This is a genomic window from Pseudomonas sp. B21-015 (assembly GCF_024749285.1).
Lineage (GTDB): Bacteria > Pseudomonadota > Gammaproteobacteria > Pseudomonadales > Pseudomonadaceae > Aquipseudomonas.
Genome location: NZ_CP087196.1, coordinates 5,297,543 through 5,315,673, shown reverse-complemented (window position 1 = coordinate 5,315,673; position 18,131 = coordinate 5,297,543). Strand labels below are relative to the sequence as shown.

The following is an 18,131-nucleotide window of genomic DNA, read 5'->3' as shown; positions in this document are numbered from 1 at the left end:
GTTTTTGGGTGGAAAGCACCGAAGCAAGAGTCGTCGTTTTCAGTAGATGGCAAAGGCTGGCGTAGGTATCAGAGAAACTGTGATCGAATCAAATCCGTATCGAACGGCGTTATCCCTTGATCAGGCGCAAACACCGCCTGTGCCTGCTGCGGCGAAGCCACTCGTTCCCCCCGTGCTCGAACATGTAAGTCGAACAGAGTTTCCAAATCTGGCCGTGGTGTATGCACCAAAGCCCGCAGCATCAACGATATCCCACTGAGGTTGTTCTGGACGTTGTTCCACCGCGGAGATGAAGTGAGCCCCAGATCGGCCCAAATCATGCGTCGTTCCTGCAAGTCCATCACGAATGGCAGACAGATAACTGTGTCGGATGCGATATCGATACGGTCGAACACGGATCGCGGCTCGAATGCTTCACCCGACGCCGTGTCGGCGCGAGCCATCCAGCCAGCGAAGCATTCTGGAAGATCGCAGTACGGCTGCTCGGTGAATGAGTTGATAGACGTGACGACATAGCGGATACCCTTCCCGACGAGGACATCAAGGTCGAGGTCGATGAACTCCGAAGCCCCGTCGGGCGCGTCGACGATGTCGCCGCTGTGGTAGCCGCCGAAACCCTTCAGGTTGTAGTACGCGACCGTCTGTGTGAACACGAAGTTGGCGTCGAAAAATGCGGCGGACAAGTCGATGTCCGTGCGTTCACGACCGTTCTTCCACCACAGGAACAGGCGAATGAAACGTGTGTCAGGCATAGGCAACCGACTGCCCCGCACCAGCGTACGTAGCGACTTCGATGAGGCACGCTGCGCCAGCGGCACCCTGTATTCGCGTAATGCTGGATCGATGAAACAGCGGCCTAGTGGCGGCAGCGACGCAAAACGCATTACGAGGGCGTCCTCGCAGATTCGGGCTGCGCGAGCCAACACGTCGGGTGTGAGAGGTTCGCGTCGATCCTTGATGCCATAGACTTTGGCAAATGCACCTTTCGGTGTGAACGCCCGCAGGGGCAGGGGGCGCGGAGCACGTAATTGGGCCAGCAACTGCAGCAGGACAGGTGAGGACACTTGTGTCGCAACAGCCTCGAACGCGTCGAGAACCGACTCTGGTTCCGTCGCGCGCCGCAGGGTCGCGTCCAGCCGTCGTGCGAACTCACCAGGACGGCTCTGTAGTATGGGCATAAGCGTGGCGATGTGACGCTGGGCAAGCAATGTTTCGACACGTGATCCAAATGAGGCTGGCGCTTCGTTGCGACGCGCTGCCGTGATGGCGGCTAGCGCTCGTGGGTACTTATCGGCGTAGTCGCCCGGATGCAGTACTTCAGCCAGACGTTTCCAGCGCTCAGCATGGCGCATCACGTCTTCTACAGCGTTGGGTATGTGGTCGAGTAGACGCAACAGCAGACGGCGCACCGAGCGCTTCATCGCTGTGAAACGTGTCGAAGCTGCCGTCAGTGACACGTCTCCTCCATTCAGCGCGACCGCAAGTCGTAGCACGTCGGTCGCCGTTTCGACGTTTCGCTCCAGGAATGCGTCCACCCGTGCATCGTTGACTACATTCAGGATAAGCGCGCCGCCAAGCTGTGCACGGATCTCCCGGAACGAGACGGCCTCAGGCAGCAGACGGAACACATTGCTTTTGTACTCTCGGACAAACCAGACTACATCGGCAGTTTCCTCTTCGGAGAGCGAGGTGTGCGATGAAACCAGCGGCTCGAGCAGTGACTCGAACTCAGAGACGCTTCCCGGTTCGATAACGCGGGATATGAAGTTGCCTTCAAGCATCGCAGGTCGAGACTGTTCAGTCAGTGGTAAACGCCGAAGCGTGAGGTAGTGCATGACGGCGTTAAGGTACAACTCCGCCTCTGAGGCCGTCAGAACTTGCTCTGGAAAGTCAGGATAAAACGGCCGGTGGTGCACATGAGCGCCAGTTTCCCGCCGAAGCACTCCGACAATGTCGCGCAGCCAGTGCTTGAGTTCTGTCGCGGACAACATGCCGATTTGCTCAATCAGAGGCTCTGATAGTACACATCGGAACGCCGCGACTTCCCGGACAGCCGACGCGACCTGAGCGCGCGTGGCACCGCCAGTGCCCATCGGGACGTGAACTTTGGTACGGCGACGCAGGAACAGCTCCTGATTCATCCTTGATTTTCTCCCTTGGCCGCCGTCGTGAACGAGCTGCAGCATCGTGTCTACAGCCGATATAAAAACGCCTGCAAGAAGCAGGCGCGGTGTGGAGAGCGGAACCCCTAGGTCATAGAGGTTTAGAAGGAAGGTGTTCCATAGCCACGAAGGCATTCTACGGGAGGTTGTCTCTGTTTGTCGGGTTGCTGCATACCTCAACGGTAACAAGCTGCTTCGCCAGAAGAATAGGGGCTGATGAGCGACAAATCGCTTGTCCATCGTCCAGACAAGTGGCGGCGTTATTGGCCAAGTGTGCCTTCAAAGTCGGCGAAGTTCCCACAAGGTCAGCCAGGCGTTCGTGGTGTTCCAGTCGGTGAAATCGGTTGGCGTGGTTGGCAACGGCCATCGTTACGCCTGGGTCGTTGCCCTGCGTGCCGTGGAAACCATCGACTTCATGACCGCGCGTTGGGCACACCTGCCTTACGAACTGCTGGAAACCGTCAGCGGCCGGATCATCAATGAAATCGAAGGCATCTCCCGCGTCACTTATGACGTGTCGAGCAAGACGCCGGCGACGATTGAGTGGGAATGATCCCTCACTAGAGTCATCGTTGCGTAAAGCCCCTGAACCGGTCTCGGTCAGGGGGGGGTTATGCTTCGCTGCTTTTGAAACGTCTGTTTCTGTTGCGTATAAAGTGAGCGACATAGCCAGCAGAAGTTTTGCTTCGACAGGTGGTAAAGTATTCGCTCGCTGTCGGGAGGATTGAACATGAAGCTTGAAGAACGTATGCGGATGGCCATCCAGCACACGTCGGGTAATGTGATCCTGCGCGCGGATGTTGCATCGCTGGGTGGTCACTCTCAAGTTTCCGTCGCTCTCGATGAGCTGCAGAAAAAGGGCGTAATTGTTCGGATGGGCATTGGTGTTTATGCCAAAGCGTTCAGAAATCCTGACACCGGACTCATTACGCCTGTCGAGGATCTTGAAACACTGGCGGTCGAAGCATTTAGACGGTTAGGCATGAGCGCTTCAGTGCAAACGACGCCTTCAGAACAGCGCCGTTCGGCCGCCCGCAAGGAAGCGAAAATATGCGTGCAGGGCAATCGCCGAATCCGCCGCAAATTGTCGCTGGGCGGAAGATCGGTGGTTTACATCAATGAACGGGCACCCTCCCGGAAAGCGAAAAATACAGTAAGGCGTCATCCTAAAACCGGTGACTTGATCATCCCGACTGTTGGCCTCAAACGGTACGTGCTGGATCTGGCCGAGTTCAGCAAGGTTTCCTACGTCAAAACATATGCCGATGAATGGGCGGAGAATGTCTCGAGATTGGCTGGGGATGATGTTCGTACCGACTCAATTGAGCAGTTGGTCATTGCGTTGAAAAAAGAGAAAAAGGTCTCCGGCACAGAAGCGGTTCATCTACTCGCCAACTATTTGAGAGAAAGAAAGAGTGTTTGACCCATTCAAGGATTTCGACGCGAAGGGATATCTCAGAAATGTTGTGGGTGAAAAAGACCTCAACATTGTCAAACACCTTGAGCACGACTTGTTTACCGCGAACCTGTCTGATGCCATGGCTTACTTGATCAAGAAGAGAACAATCACTTACGTTGATTTTTTACACGTTCACAAACTTCTGTTTGGGGATCTTTATCCTTGGGCTGGCAAGGACAGACTGAGCACTTCTCCCGATTTGGCCATTTCCAAGGCCGAGACATACTTCTGTCCTCCGTTTGAGGCAAAAAGGGCTGTAGAAGAAGGGCTTCGTCTCGGCCAGAACAAGGTTTTGCTCAGAAAGTCTCCCGGTGTAGTGATGGGTTTTTTTGCCTATGGTCATCCGTTCCTGGATGGCAATGGCCGAACGATGCTCGTGGTTCACTCGGTGTTGTGTGATCGAGCAGGGTTTTCAATCAACTGGAGCAGGACGACAAAGTCCGCTTACCTGTCGGCGTTAAGTAGCGAGATCGAGACGCCCGACAAGGGAATCCTGGATGATTACTTGAAAGACTTTATCGAGCCGCCTCTGGATCCGGGCGAATGGGAAGTCGCCATTCAGTCAGTTAAGGGGCTTAATGGACTCGTTTCGGTGGACACTATTGAAGGAACCTTCGATGACCCGGCCATTTCGCAGAAGTATCAGGAGTTCGATAAGCGCAGGGGTTACAAGTTCGATTGATTGTTAGCTGCCAGTGTCAGGCAGCTAACACATCCCATCCTATTTGTTCGTGCAAGTTAAACGCACACGACCGCCTTCATTTCCCTTTATCCGGCCGTAGCGCATCTCAGCGCCGTGCCACATCCGAGAAATAGAACTTATCCAGGGTATGCCGTGACTCGGTGTACTCGAACTGCCTGCCATCCTGCAAAAACGTCTGGTTGCTGACCACGATCACATGGCTCTGGTCGTCGAGATCCAGGTGTTGCTGGTCGTCCTTGCTGCGGGGCACTGCTTCGATGGTGCGCTGGGCGTAGGCGATTTGCAGTTGCAGGGTCTGCTCGATGAAGGCGTAGATCGATTGCTCGGCGATGTCTCGGGACAGGCCGGGAATCACGTCGCTGACGAAATGGTTGATGTCCAGAATCACCCGTTTGCCGTCGATCCGCCGCACCCGCTTGATCCGCGTGATCAGGCTGCCTGTTTCAGCCTTGATGTGTTCGAGCAGCGGGCCTTCGAGGGGGATCTGGGTGAATTCGACCACCTCGGTGCTGACGTCGTTGCCCAGTCGTGGGTAGGTTTCCTGGAAGCTGACGATGCCACCGAGCTGAAACTCGATCGGGTTGGTCGACAGCACGAAGGTGCCTTTGCCGTGGACTTTCTGGGCGAAACCGCGCTCCTGCAATTGCTCGATGGCCTTGCGCACCGTGCCGCGACTGGCCTGATAGCTGTCCATCAGTTCGGTTTCGGAAGGCAATCGGGCGCCGCGTTCCAGACGTTCGGTGGTGATGCTGGCAAGCAGATCGCTGTAGATCTGGTTGTATTTACTCATGGGGATGGCTCTGTGCCGCGTTGTGCTCAAGGTTTTGAACCTTAAGGGCAGGGTAGGGGTTTGTCCATGCGGCTTTGGGTTTCTTTGACTTCGGAGGTAGGAAATATCGCCGCCTGTCGGGTTCAGGATAAACAAAACCGAACTCGTCTGTACGAGTTGTTGCTTTAACTCGTACAGACGAGTACTTTTCGCTTCGGCGTGCTGCCAATAACAAAAAACTACAGCGGAAGAACAAGCATGAGCCATGACTATCCGAACATCGTCACCGAGCTGCTGCACAGCCTCGGTGGCAGCGACAACCTCGAGCAGGCCGCGCACTGTGTCACACGTCTGCGCCTGGCCCTCAAGGACCCGAGCCTGGTCAACAGCGCCACGCTGAACCAGATCGATCTGGTCAAAGGTTCATTCTTTACCGGCGGCCTGTTCCAAGTGGTGATTGGCCCCGGCGAAGTGGAAAAGGTCTACGCCGAGCTGCGCCGGCAAACCGGTCTCGCCGCCTCGACCATCGCCGACGTTAAACAAAAAAGCGTCGACAAGATCCACCCGATTCAGCGATTGGTGCGGGTGTTTTCCGACGTGTTCATGCCGATCCTCCCGGCGCTGATCATTGCCGGCCTGCTGATGGGCATCAACAACCTGATCGGCGCCAAGGGCATGTTCATCGAGGGCAAGACCCTCCTGGAGGCCTACCCGACGCTTGATGGCCTCTGGAGCCTGATCAACCTGATGGCCAATACCTCGTTTGTGTTTCTCCCGGCACTGGTGGGCTGGTCGGCGGCCAAGCGCTTTGGCGGCAGCGAAATCCTTGGCATCGTGCTCGGCCTGATGCTGGTGCACCCGGATCTGCTCAATGCCTGGAACTACGGCAAAGCGGTGGCCGGGCTGGAGGGGCAAAGCCTGCCGTACTTCGACATCCTCGGCCTGTTTCAGATCGAGAAGGTCGGTTATCAGGGGCAAATCCTGCCGATCCTGCTGGCGGCCTATGTGATGAGTGTCATCGAAAAATGGCTGCGGGCACGGGTGCCTAACGCGGTGCAATTGCTGGTGGTGCCGATCACCACCATCGTCGTCACCGGTGTGCTGGCGCTGGCGGTGATTGGCCCGGTGACCCGCCATCTGGGGATTATCATCACCGAAGGCGTGGTCACCCTGTTCGACCTGGCGCCCATGGTCGGTGGCGCGATTTTCGGCCTGCTCTACGCACCGCTGGTAATCACCGGCATGCACCACATGTTTCTCGCGGTCGACTTGCAACTGATCTCCACCCAGGGTGGCACCTTCATCTGGCCGATGATCGTCATGTCCAACCTCGCCCAAGGCAGCGCGGCACTGGGAGTGTTCTACATGACCCGCAATGTACGGGACAAAAGCATGGCCTCGACCTCGGCGATTTCTGCCTACTTCGGCATCACCGAACCGGCCATGTTCGGGGTCAACCTGCGCTACAAATTTCCGTTCTATGCGGCCCTGATCGGCTCGGCGCTGGGCTGCATCTTCCTGTCGCTGAACAAGGTCCAGGCCTCGGCGATCGGCGTCGGCGGCTTGCCCGGTTTCATCTCGATCATCCCGCAGTTCATCCCGATGTTCGTGGCCGGGATGGTGATTGCCATGGTTGTGCCGTTTGTTTTGACCTGCGGGTTGAGCATGAAGATTGTCCGGCCTGGGTATCGCGTTGCCTGACAGATTGCTATCGCGAGCAGGCTCGCTCCCACATTGGAGCGCAATCAACAGTGGAAGCGAGCCTGCTCGCGAAGGGGCCCTCAGGCCGATACAAACCTATTGAAGGAATAGCGCCATGCAAGACTGGCAACGTTCGGTGATCTACCAGATCTACCCGAAGAGTTTTCACAGCCACGCCGGCAACCCCACGGGGGACTTGCTCGGCGTCGTGGCCAAGCTCGACTACCTGCACTGGCTGGGTGTCGATTGCCTGTGGATTACGCCGTTCCTGCGTTCGCCCCAGCGCGACAACGGATACGACATCAGCGATTACTACGCCATCGACCCGAGCTACGGGACCATGGCCGACTGCGAACTGCTGATCGCCGAAGCCGCCAAGCGCGGGATCAAACTGATGCTCGACATCGTGGTCAACCACACCTCGATCGAACACACCTGGTTCCAGCAGGCTCGCAGCAGCCTCGATAACCCTTACCGCGATTTTTATATCTGGCGCGACCAGCCGAACAACTGGGAATCCAAGTTCGGCGGTTCAGCCTGGGAGTACGAAGCCCAGACCGGTCAGTATTACCTGCACTTGTTCGACCACACGCAGGCCGACCTGAACTGGGACAACCCCACGGTACGCGCCGAAGTCTTCAAGATGATGCGTTTCTGGCGCGACAAGGGCGTGGGCGGTTTCCGTCTGGACGTGATCAACCTGATTTCCAAACCGGCGAACTTCCCTGAGGACAACACCGACGGTCGGCGTTTCTACACCGACGGCCCGAACGTCCACGAGTACTTGCAGCAGATGCACCGCGAAGTCTTCGAAGGTCACGACCTGATCAACGTCGGCGAGATGTCCTCCACCAGCCTGGAACACTGCATTCGCTACTCACGACCGGAGTCGAAAGAGCTGTCGATGACTTTCAACTTTCATCACTTGAAGGTTGATTACCCGAACCTGCAAAAGTGGATTCGCGCCGATTTCGATTTCCTCGAACTCAAGCGCATCCTCTCCGACTGGCAGACCGGCATGCAGGCTGGCGGGGGGTGGAACGCGCTGTTCTGGTGTAACCATGATCAGCCGCGTGTGGTTTCGCGCTTTGGTGATGATGGCGAGCACCGGGTGGTGTCGGCGAAGATGCTCGGCACCGCGCTGCATTTTCTCCAGGGCACGCCGTTTGTGTATCAAGGCGAAGAGCTGGGCATGACCAATCCGGGGTTCGATCACATCGATCAGTACCGCGATGTCGAGACCCTGAACATCTTCCGGCTCAAGCGTGAGGCAGGTAGCAGCGACGCCGACAACATGGCGGCGATCATGCAGAAGTCCCGGGACAACGGCCGCACGCCGATGCACTGGAACGCCGAGCCGAACGCTGGTTTCAGTGCGGTCGAGCCCTGGATCGGGGTGCCGGCCAATGCCACGCAAATCAACGTCGCCCACCAACTCGACGATCCGGATTCGGTGCTGCATCACTACCGTCAGCTGATTGCCCTGCGCCACAGTGAAACGCTGATGTCTGACGGCGTGTATCGGCAGTTGTTGCCTGAGCACACACAAATTTGGGCGTACGTGCGTGAGGGCCTTGGCGAGCGTTTGCTGGTGCTGAACAACTTCTATGGCTTGCCGTGCGAAGTCGAGCTGCCGTGTGAAGTGATCAATGAATCGATGGTTCAAAGTCTGGTGATCAGTAACTACCCGGACTGTCCGCCACGAAACCGGCAAGTGTTTCTACGGCCTTATGAGTCGTTCGTTCTGCACTTGAGCAACGACTAAAACACTGTTTCAAAACAAACACGCAGAACGCTGCGCGGGGGAGTTTTGCGCGCCGGTTTTGCTGCATCGCACAATAAAAATAACGAGGTGGTTCTTGAAAACAACAATAAATCGTAGCCTTGCAGTCGTGGGTGTGTGCCTGGGATTACCGTTGTCGGCCCAGGCGCTGGAACTCGCCGGCTATTTGCGTAGCGGTGTCGGCACCTCGGTCAACAGCAGTTCCCAGTCGTGCTTTCAATTGCCGGGCGCACAGTCGAAATACCGGCTAGGCAACGAATGCGAACAGTATGCGGAGCTGGAATTGCGTCAGGATCTGTTCACGCTGGACGATGGTTCGGTGCTCAGTGTCGACGGCATGGCCTCGCTGTATAACCAATACGACCGCAGCCTGACGTTCAAGGGCGACAACGGCTCGGTGCGCATGCCGCAGCTGTATGCGCAATGGTCGAACATGCCCGGCTTGAACGGCGGCTCGCTGTGGGCCGGTCGACGTTACTACAAGCGCAACGACATCCATATTTCCGACTTCTACTACTGGAACCAGAGCGCCACCGGCGGCGGGATCGAAGATGTGTTGATCGGCGATCTGAAGTACAGCTACGCCTTCTCGCGCAAGGACAACCTGTACCAGAAGGACTACATCAACCGTCACGATTTCAACGTCGCCGGCTTCAACACCAACCCTGGCGGTGAGCTGGAGTTCGGTCTGAGCTACATCGACAAACCCGACAGCCGCGACGCCCATCGCGGTTGGGCGATCACCACCCAGCATGTGCAGAAGGGCTTTCTGGGCGGCAAGAACAAACTGGCCTTTCAGTACGGCGAAGGCCCCGGCACCGGGTTGGGTTATACCGGTAACGTGAAGCTGGATGACAGTAACAAGAGCTACCGCGTGGTCGAGTTCTTCGACTGGCAGGTGACGCCGCGTTTCGGCGGGCAAGTCGAAGCGGTCTATCAGAAAGACATTCGCCCGGACGGCGCCGACCAGAACTGGATTTCCCTCGGGATTCGCCCGGCCTATGCGATCACCGAGCAAATCAAACTGGTGACCGAACTGGGCCACGATCAGGTCGAGGCCACAGGCGGCACGCGCAAACTGAGCAAGTTCACCATCGCCCCGACCTGGTCGCCCAAGGGCCCGGAATTCTGGGCGCGCCCCGAGGTGCGCCTGTATTACACCTATGCCAGCTGGAACGAGGCGGCCAAACGGGCGGCCAATGAACTGGCGGCGGGCTCGGCATTGTCCGACACCGGCGCTTTCGGCACGGCGCGACACGGTTCGAACGTCGGGTTGCAGGTCGAGTATTGGTGGAAATAAACGCCGCATGACCCGGTAGGAGCTGCCGAAGGCTGCGATCTTTTGATCTTGACGTCCTTGCGGGCGCCAACAGATCACAGCCTTCGGCAGCTCCTACCGGGTACCACGAGATCGCAGCGTCTTTTATACAGAACAAAACAGCAGGTGACGTCATGGCCACACCCCAACAATTGCAACTGCTGGCACCTTTGTCCGGCGTGCTGATGCCGCTGGACCAGGTGCCCGATCAGGTGTTTTCCAGTCGCGTGATCGGTGACGGTCTGTGTATCGACCCGACCTCATCCACCTTGTGCGCACCGCTGGCTGGAGTGATCAGCAATGTGCAGGTCAGCGGGCATGCCGTCAGCATCACCGACGAGAACGGCGTGCAGGTGTTGATGCACATCGGCCTAGACACCGTGAACCTGGCCGGCAAGGGCTTCACCCGGTTGGTGGAGGAAGGTCAGCGGGTTGAGGTGGGGCAGGCGCTGATCGGGTTCGATGCCGATTACATTGCCTTGAACGCCCGTAGTTTGTTGACCTTGATGCTGGTGGTCAGCGGTGAGCCGTTCACCTGGCTGACACCTGAAACGGGCGTGGTGCAAAGCGGTCAGCCACTGCTGAGTCTGAATCCATCCGAAGTGGCGGCCGATGAGCAGATGCCGGAGGAGGGCGAGGCGCTGTTCTCCAAACCGCTGATGCTGCCCAATCTCAATGGCTTGCACGCTCGCCCTGCGGCGGTGTTTGCCCAGGCGGCGAAAGGTTTTTCGGCGAGTATTTGTCTGCATAAACAGCAGGACAGCGCGAACGCCAAATCCCTGGTGGCGATCATGGCGTTGCAGACCGCTCATGGCGACATTGTGCAAGTCAGCGCGGCGGGCGCAGATGCTGAAGTGGCGATCAAGACTCTGGCCGAGTTGCTGGCTGCCGGTTGCGGGGAAGCCGTGACGGTGATGGCAGAGGTTGAGCCGGTTGCCGCTGAGGCCTCATCGCTGAAGGTGCTGCGCGGAGTCTGTGCATCGGCGGGGTCGGCGTTTGGCCAGGTGGTGCAGATTGCGCAGCAGACCCTTGAAGTCATTGAATCCGGTCGGGGCGCGCAAGTTGAGCGCGAGCGCCTGTCACGGGCGTTGGCGGCGGCGGTTCTAGGCCTGCAGCAGTTGCGTGACCAGGCCACGGGTGACGCCCAGGCAGATATCTTCAAGGCGCATCAGGAACTGCTCGAAGACCCAAGCCTGCTGGATCAGGCCCTGGCACTGATCGACGCCGGCAAAAGCGCCGGTTTTGCCTGGCGCGCAGCCACGGAGTCGACGGCTGCCTTGTTCAAAAAACTCGGCAATGCCTTGCTGGCCGAACGGGCAGCGGATTTGGCCGACGTCGGTCAACGGGTGCTCAAGCTGATTCTCGGCGTAGAGGATCAGGCGATGGAGTTGCCGGAAGGGGCGATTTTGATTGCCGAGCAACTGACACCCTCCCAGACGGCTGGCCTGGACACGCGCAAGGTGCTGGGTTTCGCGACGGTCGGCGGTGGCGCCACCAGCCACGTGGCGATCCTCGCGCGGGCCTTCGGCTTGCCGGCGATCTGCGGGTTGCCGGTTCAGGTGCTGGCACTGGCCAATGGCACCCGGGTTTTGCTCGATGCCGACAAGGGCGAGTTGCAGCTGGATCCCGCGCAGGTTGCCATTGAGCAGTTGCAAGCCAATCGTCAGCGACAAAAGAAACGCCAGCAATACGAGCTGGAAAATGCTGCGCTGGCTGCCTGTACCCGCGATGGGCATCACGTTGAAATCACCGCCAACATCGCTTCGCTGGCCGAAGCCGAACAGGCCATGGCGCTAGGCGGCGAGGGCGTCGGTCTGCTGCGTTCGGAGTTTCTTTATCTGGATCGCAATCACGCGCCAAGCCATGACGAGCAAGCATCCACCTACAGCGCTATCGCCCGAGCATTAGGGCCAGCGCGTAATCTGGTGGTGCGAACCCTGGATGTCGGCGGTGACAAACCATTGGCCTACGTGCCGATGGACCGCGAAACCAACCCGTTCCTGGGCATGCGCGGAATTCGTCTGTGCCTGGAGCGTCCGCAGCTGTTGCGCGATCAGTTCAAGGCAATTTTGAGCAGCGCCGGGCTGGCTCGCCTGCACATCATGCTGCCGATGGTTACGCAGCTGTCGGAGCTGCGGCTGGCCCGTCAGCTGCTTGAAGAAGAGGCGCTGGCATTGGGCCTCACGGAACTGCCGAAACTGGGGATCATGATCGAAGTGCCGGCGGCGGCGCTGATGGCTGACCTGTTTGCGCCCGAAGTGGATTTCTTCTCCATCGGCACCAACGACCTGACCCAATACACCCTGGCCATGGACCGCGATCACCCACGGCTGGCCAGTCAGGCCGACAGTTTTCATCCGTCGGTGCTGCGCCTGATCGCCAACACGGTGAAAGCCGCTCATGCCCATGGCAAATGGGTCGGCGTGTGCGGCGCCCTGGCGTCGGAAAAACTGGCGGTGCCGCTGTTGCTGGGGCTTGGCGTGGATGAGCTGTCGGTGAGTGTGCCGTTGATTCCGGCGATCAAAGCGGCGGTCCGCGAAGTGGACCTGCTGGATTGCCAGGCCATCGCCCAGCAAGTGCTGGGGCTGGAAAGTGCCGAGCAGGTACGCGAGGCGTTGCGGCTGCACCATGAGGCGACGGTCGATACTTCACTGGTTCTGGAGAACTGAGCATGTTCGAGAAAATGCAACGGGCGTTCTGGAAGGCGTTGACCCCGGATCTGGTGGTGGATGAGCCGAAAGCGGTGGCTCAAGCCGTTTCCGGGTTGGCGCCGAATGTCGTGGCCGCACTGGGCGGTGTGGATAACCTCAAGTCGCATCAGCCCGTGGCGCTAACCCGGATGCGGGTGGAGTTACGGGATGTGACGCGGATGGATCGGCAGGCGTTGACAGCGGCTGGAGTGCCGGGAGTGATGATGCTGGAGGATGGAGTGGTTCATCTGATCACCGGCCTTCAGCCATAACCGGACCTTTGTGGGTCGCGAAGCGGCCCCTCTCCCGACGCAAACTCCCGTAGGAGCTGCCGAAGGCTGCGATCTTTTGATCTTGCTCTTGTGGCGAGGGAGCAAGCTCCCTCGCCACAAAAAGCAGCTCGACGCTACTCCAATGGCCGAGCCCGCAACCGCCGCCCAATTACATCCAGCACATCGCACCCATCCCGCAACGGAATGGCGCAGAGCAAAGCGAAGTCGCTGAGGATCACCGAATCACACTCGACCGAGCCGCGCATGGACAGGTTCTCAAGCACTTGAGTGACTGCGCGAATTCGATAGCTGGCAGCGTCATACAAAACATCGATCGGCGCGTGGGTATCGACGAACAGCGTGGGCATGTCGGTGCAGTTGCTGGTGAGCGCCATGAAGCAGTTGTCGGGGTGGGGAATTGGTTTTTCGTAGGGTGGGTCTGGCGTTAGCGTCGTCATTTGTAATTTCCATGAGTATGAATATGAGCTGCCAACGCACCCTCCTACAGGTTTGGGTGGCAGCCATGCGCAGGAGTAGGAGTACCGAGCACTCATGGACCTCGGCCACGCCGAAGCGTGTCCCGCGCACAGCCGCCGCGAACGATCTTACGGACACGAATTAAGCGCCGCAATCAAACGACAAAGCTGTTGCACCATGAGAGAGGGCTCCTACACCCTGCCACTGCATTCGCAGTGACAGCCAAAGACTATCCACGGATCTCACTTCACACCAGTTCATGGAGACCGATACGTTTTGAAGGAAACTTCCGACGACATTGCCCAGAAGTTTCGCCGACTGTAAGACCGCCTTCGCGGGCAAGCCTCGCTCCTACGGAATCGAGGCAGACCGCCAAATAGGGGAACAACTTCAATCCTGTGGGAGCGTGGCTTGCCCGCGATTGAGCGCGAAGCGGTCATAAAATCTATCCGTCTCAGAGATAACAGCGAGTTCTTGTTCGATGCGTGCGACGTGCTCCAACAACGCATGAAAATAAGGCGCGGGGACTTTGCGGGGGATCGATCAGGAAAGAAGTCGGGAAAGGTGGAAATGGATGTAGGGTGATTCCCTGATTGGCGGCTACTAAGTAACGATCAGCGAAGCGGCCACACATTCTGCAATCGCATTGCATCAGACATACCGCGCGACCCCGAAAAGATCGCAGCCTTCGGCAGCTCCTACAGGGTGTACGCCGATCAAATGTAGGAGCTGCCGAAGGCTGCGATCTTTCAAAGGGCCTCTCCAAGGTCTGTGACCATCCGCCGCGCTGCCCTTACTGTTTCTCAACCGCAGGTGTATCGTATTCGCCTTTTGCAGGCCCCGCGCCTGTGGCTGATACGTGAGGTAGTAGATTTCATGTCCTTTACCCGTCGCCAAATCCTCGGTGGCCTGGCCGGTCTTGTTGTCGTTGGTGTCGGAGCCGGTGGCGCGTCGCGTTACTGGCTGGGCAAAATGGCTGACGCTGACGCCGGCCACGACTATGAGCTGATCGCCGCACCGTTGGACGTCGAGCTGGTGGCCGGGCACAAGACCCAGGCCTGGGCGTTCGGTCCATCGGCGCCGGGCACTGAATTGCGCGTGCGTCAGGGCGAATGGCTGCGGGTGCGCTTCATCAACCACCTGCCGGTAGCGACCACCATTCACTGGCACGGCATCCGCCTGCCGCTGGAGATGGACGGCGTGCCGTACGTGTCGCAATTGCCGGTGCTGCCGGGCGAATACTTCGACTACAAATTCCGCGTGCCCGACGCCGGCAGTTACTGGTATCACCCGCACGTGAACAGCAGCGAAGAACTCGGTCGCGGGCTGGTCGGCCCGTTGATCATCGAAGAGCGCGAGCCCACCGGGTTCAAGTACGAAAAGACCTTGAGCCTCAAGAGCTGGCATGTCGATGAAGAAGGCGCTTTCGTGCCGTTCAGCATTCCTCGCGAAGCGGCCCGTGGCGGTACGGCCGGGCGCCTGTCGACCATCAATGGCGTCTCGCAAGCGGTGATCGACTTGCCCGCCGGGCAGATCACCCGCGTACGCGTGCTCAACCTCGACAACACCCTGACTTATCGCCTCAACATCCCCGGCGTCGAAGCGCAGATCTACGCGCTGGACGGCAATCCCATCGAACCGCGCCCACTGGGCAAGGAATACTGGCTCGGCCCCGGCATGCGCATTTGCCTTGCGATCAAGGCCCCGCCAGCCGGCGAAGAACTGTCCCTGCGCAATGGCCCGGTACGCCTGGGCACCTTCCGCTCGGTGGCCAACACCGACGCGCCGACCGAGTGGCCGCCGGCATTGCCCGCCAACCCGGTGGCCGAGCCGGACCTGGCCAATGCCGAGAAACTCAACTTCAATTTTGAATGGGTGGGCTCGGTGTCGGTCAACGTCGACAACGGCAAGCCACCCAGCCTGTGGCAAATCAACGGCAAGGCCTGGGACATCACCGACAAGACCTGCGCCGATCGACCGATTGCCAAGCTCGTAAAGGGCAAAAGCTATATTTTCGAATTGAAGAACATGACTCAGTATCAGCACCCGATCCACCTGCATGGCATGAGCTTCAAGGTCATTGCCTCGAACCGGCACAAGGTCATCCCGTACTTCACCGACACGTACCTGTTGGGCAAGAACGAGCGCGCGCAAGTGGCGCTGGTGGCGGATAACCCGGGCGTCTGGATGTTCCATTGCCATGTGATCGATCACATGGAAACCGGCCTGATGGCCGCCATCGAGGTGGCGTGATGCGTCAGATTCGCCCCGCAGCGATCATCGACCGCAGCCGTGATCGTGATTTCATGCGCGAAGCCCTGGCCCTGGCCGCTCAAGGCGCGGCCCTGGGTGAAGTGCCGGTGGGCGCGGTGCTGGTGCAGGACGGTGAAATCATCGGGCGCGGTTTCAATTGCCCGATCAGCGGCAACGACCCGAGTGCCCACGCCGAGATGGTCGCGATCCGCGCCGCGGCCCAGGCCGCCAGCAACTATCGCCTGCCGGGCAGTACGCTTTACGTGACGCTTGAGCCGTGCAGCATGTGCGCCGGGCTGATCGTGCATTCGCGGATCGCGCGGGTGGTGTATGGCGCGCTGGAACCCAAGGCCGGGATTGTGCAGAGCCAGGGGCAGTTCTTTACCCAGGGCTTTCTGAATCACCGGGTGTTGTATGAGGGGGGGGTGTTGGCGGAGGAATGCGGCGCGGTGTTGAGCGAGTTTTTCAAGGCGCGTAGAGCCAGGCCAGCAGACTAAACACCGACCCCTGTGGGAGCGAGCTTGCTCGCGATGAGGCCCTTTCAGTCAACGACTATGTTGAATGTCAGTCCGCTATCGCGAGCAAGCTCGCTCCCACAGGTTTTTCCGGCGTTTGGGATATCGGGGTTTTACTTGCGGGCGACAATCACCGCACGCATCGGTGCTGGCAACCCTTCGATCGTCTTGCTGTGATCATCCGGATCCAGGAAATCGCTCAACGACTGATACTTCATCCACTCCGTCCCGCGTTGTTCCTCGACCGTGGTCACGCTGACATCCACGCATCGCACATCGCTGAAACCGGCGCGGCGCAGCCACAGTTCCAGCGCCGGCACCGACGGCAGGAACCAGACGTTACGCATTTGCGCGTAACGGTCTTCCGGCACCAACACCTGCTGCTGATCGCCTTCGATCACCAGCGTCTCCAACACCAGTTCACCGCCCTTGACCAGGCAATCCTTCAGCGCCAGCAAATGCTCGATCGGCGAGCGGCGGTGGTAAAACACGCCCATGGAAAACACTGTGTCGAAGCCTTCCAGATTCGGCGGCAGGTCTTCGAAAGGGAAGGGCAGATGCCAGGCATTGGGCTCGGACAAGTAACGCTGCACCGCCTGGAACTGACAGAAAAACAGCCAGTTCGGGTCGACGCCGATCACGCTGTCGGCCCCGGCGCCGAGCATGCGCCACATGTAGTAACCGTTGCCACAGCCGACATCGAGGATGCGTTTGCCTTTCAGGTCCAGGTGCGGAGCTACCCGCGACCACTTCCAGTCCGAACGCCATTCGGTGTCGACATGCACGCCGAACAGGTCGAACGGCCCTTTACGCCAGGGCGACAGCCCCATCAGCGCGGTGCGCATTTGCGCGCGGGTCTCAAAGTCGCAATCGGTGTCCAGCTTCAAACCGTTCAACAAGTCGACTTCGCTTGGCCGGATCTTCGGCAGCGCGTCCAGCGCGCTTTGCCAGCGTTCCAGGTCGCCGTGACCTTTTTCCATTTTCTTGTCGAGTTGCGCTTGCAGGGTATTGGCCCATTCGGCCAGCGGAGTACCGGCCAAACGGCGGGCGAGGGGGGACAGATCAATCATGGCAAGGCAATCAACGAGGCAAAGTTAAGACACTGGAACCACGGCACGACTTTCGAGAACCCGGCGGCCAGCAGGCGTTCGCGGTGTTCTTCGAGGCTGTCGGGCTTCATGACATTTTCGATGGCGCTGCGCTTCTGGGCGATTTCCAGTTCGCTGTAGCCGTTGGCGCGCTTGAAGGCCACGTGCAGGTCGGTGAGCAGCGCGTGTTCTTCGGGGTCGTTGAAGCGCAGCTTCTCCGAGAGGATCAGCGCGCCACCGGGCAATAGCGATTGGCGGATGCGCGAGAGCAGTGCGGTGCGTTGGTCCGGGGCGATGAATTGCAGGGTGAAGTTCAACGCCACCACCGAAGCTGGCTGGAATTGCAGGGCAAGAATGTCGCCCTCGATCACTTCCACCGGCAGCAACTCCTGGAACATCGAGTCCTGGCCATTGAGGTATTCGCGGCAACGTTCGACCATGGCCGCGGAGTTATCCACAGCGATCACCCGGCAACCGTCGGTGCGTACGTGACGGCGCAAGGCCTGAGTCACGGCGCCCAAAGACGAGCCCAAATCGTAGAGCACGCTGTTGGGCTGAGCGAACTGCGCGGCGAGCACGCCGAGGTTTTCAACGATGGTCGGATAACCCGGCACCGAGCGCTTGATCATGTCCGGGAACACCCGCACCACGTCCTCGTTAAAGGCGAAGTCAGGTACCTGGGCCAAGGGCTGGGCGAAAAGGCGATCGGATTCTTTGCTCACGGCGGTTCCAGCGGCATAGGTGGAAAAGGCCGGCATTTTAGCCAAGTTGGCGTGTGGATGCGCGGGTTGTCTGATAAACCGCCGTGGTGGGGCGTTGAGGTCTGTGTCTTCAGCTATACCGCTTTCGCGAGCAAGCCCGCTCACACAGTGGTTCTGAGTCGGACGCAAGAAAGATGTTCAGCATTGATCAAATGTGGGAGCGGGCTTGCTCGCGAAGAA

15 protein-coding genes are annotated in these 18,131 nt (G+C 58.9%); 10 read left to right on the top strand and 5 right to left on the bottom strand.

Going from position 1 to position 18,131, the window contains the following annotated elements; genetic code table 11:
- Window positions 1-68 precede the first annotated feature (68 nt).
- Complete coding sequence (locus tag LOY38_RS24345) at window positions 69-2,141, bottom strand: TerD family protein (RefSeq protein ID WP_258697395.1); 2,073 nt, start codon at window positions 2,139-2,141, stop codon at window positions 69-71.
- A 253-nt stretch (window positions 2,142-2,394) separates the two neighbouring features.
- Between LOY38_RS24345 and LOY38_RS24340 the strand changes: the two genes are divergently transcribed.
- The 3 genes from LOY38_RS24340 (at window position 2,395) to LOY38_RS24330 (ending at window position 4,303) form a co-directional block, all read left to right on the top strand.
- Window positions 2,395-2,715 carry a hypothetical protein gene (locus LOY38_RS24340; protein ID WP_258697394.1) on the top strand — a complete coding sequence of 107 codons (321 nt, stop codon included), beginning with the start codon at window positions 2,395-2,397 and terminating at the stop codon, window positions 2,713-2,715.
- 177 nt (window positions 2,716-2,892) lie between these two features.
- Window positions 2,893-3,585 carry a hypothetical protein gene (locus tag LOY38_RS24335; protein ID WP_258697393.1) on the top strand — a complete coding sequence of 231 codons (693 nt, stop codon included), beginning with the start codon at window positions 2,893-2,895 and terminating at the stop codon, window positions 3,583-3,585.
- A complete protein-coding gene (locus LOY38_RS24330) occupies window positions 3,578-4,303 on the top strand; it encodes a Fic family protein (RefSeq protein ID WP_258697392.1) in 726 nt (241 codons plus the stop codon). Before LOY38_RS24335 ends, LOY38_RS24330 begins: the two co-directional genes overlap by 8 nt.
- A 106-nt stretch (window positions 4,304-4,409) precedes the next feature.
- Here LOY38_RS24330 and treR read toward each other — a convergent pair whose 3' ends face one another.
- Window positions 4,410-5,114 carry a trehalose operon repressor gene (gene treR / locus LOY38_RS24325; protein ID WP_258697391.1) on the bottom strand — a complete coding sequence of 235 codons (705 nt, stop codon included), beginning with the start codon at window positions 5,112-5,114 and terminating at the stop codon, window positions 4,410-4,412.
- 237 nt (window positions 5,115-5,351) lie between these two features.
- Here treR and treP point away from each other — a divergent pair, with 237 nt between their 5' ends.
- The 5 genes from treP to LOY38_RS24300 all read left to right on the top strand — a co-directional run bounded on the left by treP (window position 5,352) and on the right by LOY38_RS24300 (window position 12,857).
- Complete coding sequence (gene treP, locus LOY38_RS24320; protein WP_258697390.1) at window positions 5,352-6,794, top strand: PTS system trehalose-specific EIIBC component; 1,443 nt, start codon at window positions 5,352-5,354, stop codon at window positions 6,792-6,794.
- A gap of 115 nt (window positions 6,795-6,909) precedes the next feature.
- Window positions 6,910-8,559, top strand: a complete 1,650-nt coding sequence (gene treC, locus LOY38_RS24315) for an alpha,alpha-phosphotrehalase (protein ID WP_258697389.1) — start codon at window positions 6,910-6,912, stop codon at window positions 8,557-8,559.
- A gap of 94 nt (window positions 8,560-8,653) precedes the next feature.
- Entirely contained in the window at window positions 8,654-9,877 is a 1,224-nt protein-coding gene (locus tag LOY38_RS24310) for a carbohydrate porin (RefSeq protein ID WP_258697388.1), read from the top strand.
- Between the two features lie 152 nt (window positions 9,878-10,029).
- Entirely contained in the window at window positions 10,030-12,564 is a 2,535-nt protein-coding gene (gene ptsP / locus LOY38_RS24305) for a phosphoenolpyruvate--protein phosphotransferase (protein ID WP_258697387.1), read from the top strand.
- 2 nt (window positions 12,565-12,566) lie between these two features.
- Window positions 12,567-12,857, top strand: coding sequence for a PTS transporter subunit EIIB (locus tag LOY38_RS24300; RefSeq protein ID WP_258697386.1), 291 nt, complete (start codon window positions 12,567-12,569; stop codon window positions 12,855-12,857).
- Between the two features lie 134 nt (window positions 12,858-12,991).
- Here the strand turns inward: LOY38_RS24300 and LOY38_RS24295 are convergent, their stop codons facing one another.
- Window positions 12,992-13,315 (bottom strand): hypothetical protein, encoded by a 324-nt coding sequence (locus tag LOY38_RS24295; RefSeq protein ID WP_258697385.1) that lies wholly within the window; start codon window positions 13,313-13,315, stop codon window positions 12,992-12,994.
- Window positions 13,316-14,210: 895 nt separating this feature from the next.
- Between LOY38_RS24295 and LOY38_RS24290 the strand changes: the two genes are divergently transcribed.
- Together LOY38_RS24290 and tadA are read left to right on the top strand one after the other, a co-directional pair.
- Window positions 14,211-15,587, top strand: a complete 1,377-nt coding sequence (locus LOY38_RS24290; RefSeq protein ID WP_258697384.1) for a multicopper oxidase family protein — start codon at window positions 14,211-14,213, stop codon at window positions 15,585-15,587.
- Entirely contained in the window at window positions 15,587-16,084 is a 498-nt protein-coding gene (gene tadA / locus LOY38_RS24285; protein ID WP_258697383.1) for a tRNA adenosine(34) deaminase TadA, read from the top strand. The genes LOY38_RS24290 and tadA overlap by 1 nt, the downstream gene beginning before the upstream one ends.
- Before the next feature lie 131 nt (window positions 16,085-16,215).
- Here the strand turns inward: tadA and cmoB are convergent, their stop codons facing one another.
- Together cmoB and cmoA are read right to left on the bottom strand one after the other, a co-directional pair.
- Entirely contained in the window at window positions 16,216-17,172 is a 957-nt protein-coding gene (cmoB, locus tag LOY38_RS24280) for a tRNA 5-methoxyuridine(34)/uridine 5-oxyacetic acid(34) synthase CmoB (RefSeq protein ID WP_258697382.1), read from the bottom strand.
- Window positions 17,169-17,948, bottom strand: a complete 780-nt coding sequence (gene cmoA / locus LOY38_RS24275; protein ID WP_258697381.1) for a carboxy-S-adenosyl-L-methionine synthase CmoA — start codon at window positions 17,946-17,948, stop codon at window positions 17,169-17,171. The genes cmoB and cmoA overlap by 4 nt, the downstream gene beginning before the upstream one ends.
- Window positions 17,949-18,131: the final 183 nt, after the last annotated feature.